Annotated in this window: 4 protein-coding genes; 3 read left to right on the plus strand and 1 reads right to left on the minus strand. The window is 43.9% G+C overall.

What is annotated here, in order from left to right; genetic code table 11:
- Nucleotides 1–497: 497 nt before the first annotated feature.
- The 3 genes from AB4512_RS15655 to AB4512_RS15665 are packed head-to-tail and all read left to right on the plus strand — an operon-like array spanning nucleotide 498 to nucleotide 3220.
- A complete protein-coding gene (locus AB4512_RS15655; RefSeq protein ID WP_004734203.1) occupies nucleotides 498–719 on the plus strand; it encodes a FeoA family protein in 222 nt (73 codons plus the stop codon).
- A complete protein-coding gene (gene feoB, locus AB4512_RS15660; RefSeq protein ID WP_017061939.1) occupies nucleotides 720–2993 on the plus strand; it encodes a Fe(2+) transporter permease subunit FeoB in 2274 nt (757 codons plus the stop codon).
- Complete coding sequence (locus AB4512_RS15665) at nucleotides 2990–3220, plus strand: FeoC-like transcriptional regulator (protein WP_136978850.1); 231 nt, start codon at nucleotides 2990–2992, stop codon at nucleotides 3218–3220. The genes feoB and AB4512_RS15665 overlap by 4 nt, the downstream gene beginning before the upstream one ends.
- A gap of 132 nt (nucleotides 3221–3352) precedes the next feature.
- On the opposite strand, the gene AB4512_RS15670 is transcribed toward AB4512_RS15665, so the two are convergent.
- Nucleotides 3353–3781: an HIT family protein gene (locus AB4512_RS15670; RefSeq protein WP_372175159.1), complete on the minus strand. Its 429-nt coding sequence runs from the start codon at nucleotides 3779–3781 to the stop codon at nucleotides 3353–3355.
- Between the last annotated feature and the right edge of the window lie 350 nt (nucleotides 3782–4131).

The raw sequence follows: 4131 nt of genomic DNA on the forward strand, positions 1-4131 counted from the left end.
AGATACGAGATACGAGATAAATGGGGAGTTTAAAAAGGTTGTTGGGATAAAACAAAGGGAAGAAAAAAATATCGTGGCATAGCCGGGGGGACTATACCACGGGTGCCAACGACACCTTCGCTTGCTGCCGGAGTGATATAGCAAAGCCATATCACCTCTGGAATAAAATTAAAGAGAAGTAGTTTCTCTTCGATGGAGTAACTATACGTCCAGCTACTTATTTTACTTATAAAATTAACGACAGATACCTATGATAAAACCGACATTGTCTCAAGTGGTTGATAATTAATGATTTGTTTTTATTTGGGAGGGTTTGTACTAGTGAGGTAGTTCTCGCTAGTTGTTGAAAGTAACGTTTTTGACGTAAACGTTTTTAACGAAACTTACGAGTATGTATTTTCGAAAACATTGATTTCACACAATAGAATTGTGGGCATGTATGTGTATCATGGCGTTAATAACAATCTTTCTCATTATCAGTCACGAATTGGGTACTTATGAAACTCTCACAACTAGAGCAAGGAAAGGCGGCTTCTATTGTTGCACTAACAGGTTTAACACCAGACGTAAGGAAGAAACTTATGGTCATGGGTATGTTGCCAAAAACCGAGGTGACGCTTATCCGCCGTGCACCTATGGGTGATCCGCTTCAAGTTGAAGTGAGAGGTGTTTCTATCGCCATTCGTGAAAGCATTGCAGAACAAATCGAGGTTATCTAAATGGATTATCAAGTTCTTACCGTTGGTAACCCGAATAGTGGTAAAACAACACTGTTCAACGCACTGACTGGTGCTAAGCAGCACGTTGGTAACTGGGTTGGTGTCACTGTTGAAAAGAAGACGGGTTTATACTCGCACGCTGGTGATCAGTTTCAACTAACGGATTTACCGGGTATCTACGCACTAGACAGTGGTAATGATGCGAACAGCATCGATGAGTCTATCGCGTCTCGCGCTGTTTTAACTCACCCAGCAGATGTGATCATCAATGTTGTCGACGCTAACTGTCTAGAACGAAGCTTATATATGACATTACAGCTGCGTGAGTTGGGTCGCCCAATGATCGTTGTGTTGAACAAAATGGATGTATTAAAGCGCGAACGTCAGGTGATTAACCTTAAAGCACTAGAGAAAGAGCTAGGTTGCCCAGTTCTAAGCTTGTCTGCAAACGATAAAGGTCAAGTGGTTCGCTTTAAAGAGCGTCTGCATAAACTGCTTGTTCAAGGTGTGAGCCTTGACCCTATCTCTATTGATTACGATGCCGCGTTAGAAGCTCTTATCCCTTCTGTTGAGTCACAATTTGATGATGCTGACGTATCTCACCGAGCGCTAGCGATTCGTGCTTTAGAAAATGATTACTTGGTATTGAATGGTTTAGCCCCACAAACTCGCACTCAAATTGATAGCGTGCGTCTTGGTGCCGATTTCGATATTGACCTTGCTGTTGCTGACGCTAAATACACTTTCTTACATGACCTTTGTAAACGTGTTCGTCGCAGCGAAGGCAAACTAAGCCGTAACTTTACAGAGAAAGCAGACCAATTCATTTTGAACAAATGGGTCGGTATTCCTTTCTTCTTCGTTATCATGTACCTAATGTTCATGTTCTCTATCAATATCGGTAGTGCGTTTATCGACTTCTTCGATATTGGTGTTGGAGCAATATTAGTTGATGGTGGACACCACTTATTAGATGGCCATTTACCAGTTTGGTTAGTCACTGTACTTGCTGATGGTATTGGCGGCGGTATCCAAACGGTTGCGACCTTTATTCCTGTTATCGCAGCGCTTTACCTATTCTTAGCGGTACTAGAAAGCTCAGGCTACATGGCTCGTGCTGCATTTGTACTTGATAAAGTGATGCAGAAGATTGGTTTACCGGGTAAAGCATTTGTCCCACTTGTACTGGGCTTTGGTTGTAACGTGCCTTCAATCATGGCAACTCGTACTCTTGACCAAGAGCGCGAACGTAAACTAGCAGCATCAATGGCGCCGTTTATGTCATGTGGTGCTCGTTTACCGGTATACGCACTGTTCGCGGCGGCGTTCTTCCCAGGTGCAGGACAAAACGTAGTATTCGCTCTGTACATCATGGGTATCGTTGCTTCTGTATTTACGGGTTTGTTCCTGAAAAACACGATCTACCCAGGTAGCAGTGATAGCTTAGTGATGGAAATGCCAGATTACGAATTGCCGACAGTGCAAAACGTAATGTTGAAAACTTGGCAGAAGCTGAAGCGTTTCGTACTTGGTGCAGGTAAAACAATCGTGATGGTTGTGGCTATTCTTAGCTTCCTAAACTCTCTAGGTATGGACGGCAGCTTTGGTAACGAAGATAGCGAAAACTCAGTACTGTCTAGAGCAGCTCAAGTTGTAACACCTGTATTCCAACCAATTGGTATTACTGAAGAGAACTGGCCTGCAACGGTTGGTATCATCACAGGTATTTTCGCTAAAGAAGCCGTTGTTGGTACATTAAATAGCCTATATACAACGCCTTCTGATGAAGAAGCAGCTGAGTTTGACTTAGCAGCAAGCCTGCAAGAAGCGGTAATGACGATCCCTGAAAACCTAGCCGGATTGAGCTACTCAGATCCATTAGGTATTGAAGTTGGCGACTTGTCTGACTCTAATTCTGTAGCAGCTGACCAAGAAGTCGATACCTCTATCTTTGGTAACTTGAAAGACAAGTTTGTATCTGGTCATGCGGCATTCGCTTACTTGATTCTTATCCTGCTTTACACGCCTTGTGTGGCCGCGATGGGTGCTTATGTTCGTGAATTTGGTCAGACGTTTGCACGCTTCATCGCGGTTTGGACGATGGCTCTTGGTTACTTTGGTGCGACTTTCTACTACCAAGCGGCAAACTTTGCTGCGCATCCTGTGACAAGTGCAGTATGGATGGTGGCGATTGCTGGTGGTTTTGTGGTGACGTATCGCGTCTTCAAGAAAGTGGGCAGTAAGCAGAAAGCACTAGAGGTGCAAGTAGTATGATTTTAACTGAACTTCATCAATACATTGATAGCCACGGCGTTGCGGCTCGTAAAGAGCTCGCTGCAAAGTTTGGCATGAGTGAAGATGGCGTCGATGCGATGCTGAGTGTTTGGGTCAAGAAAGGGAAAGTTTCTCGCTTGGTCGATACGAATATGCATGGTCATACAACGCGTATTCGCTACACCATCAGCAAACAAGATGGTTTGTCGCTTAACGTGATGATGTAGTTCGGTCTTCAGACTCTCGTTGAAAAAGGCGAGATTAGAAAATGACAAAGCCGCTTATCTAAGATGAGCGGCTTTTTGTTATGTGTCTTTTCTGAAGTGTTTTGCTTTAAAGCTCAATGAGATGAACTCGAATTATGCTTTCTTGAAGATAGAGCTCAGTGACAGAACGTTTTGGATACGAGTCAGGATAGCGGCTTGATCTTCTTCACTGCGCTGTTCGCCTTTTGTATTACCCCATACTGGGCCGGGCCAAGCAATGTCGTCTTTGAAGCGTGCAATATGGTGGATGTGCAGTTGTGGCACCATATTACCCAGCGCACCAAGGTTCAATTTGTCTGGTTGGAACGTTGCTTCTAATGCTTGGCTTACCGCCTGAGATTCATGTAGGAACTGTTGTTGCTCTTTCATTGGTAAGTGGTGCAACTCTTTTAGGTTGGCACGTTTTGGTACCAAGATAACCCAAGGCACTGCGTTATCTTTGTGTAGCAGGGCTAAGCTCAGTGGAAATTCGCCGATAAGTGTGGTGTCTTTCGCAAGTTGCGGGTGAAGTTTGAAGCTCATGATCTTTCCAATTAATTGTTTTACATGAGTATAAGGTCGGAGTTTGAATGTGGCTAGGGCTTACGTTCTCAATAAGCAGATTCCCTATCACGTTCGTCCCTCACTGTAGGGAATGATGGTGAGAAGAGGGATAACGATTTGGTGTGGTTTGATGGCGCATCATTGATGTTGTCTTGGATTCACTACACCTATTCTCGTCATCTCCTAGAGCGACGAATGAGCGTAATAGGAGATCTCTTGCTGTGTAGGTTAGCTAATCGCTTAAATAATCGAGTAAACAAACCTCCAGACAAAAAAAAGGTTGACGCTTTCACGTCAACCTTTCTAATTTTCTCGAATCTCGAATCTCG

Source organism: Vibrio sp. 10N.222.52.B7 (genome assembly GCF_041474275.1).
Taxonomy (GTDB): Bacteria; Pseudomonadota; Gammaproteobacteria; order Enterobacterales; family Vibrionaceae; genus Vibrio; species Vibrio crassostreae_C.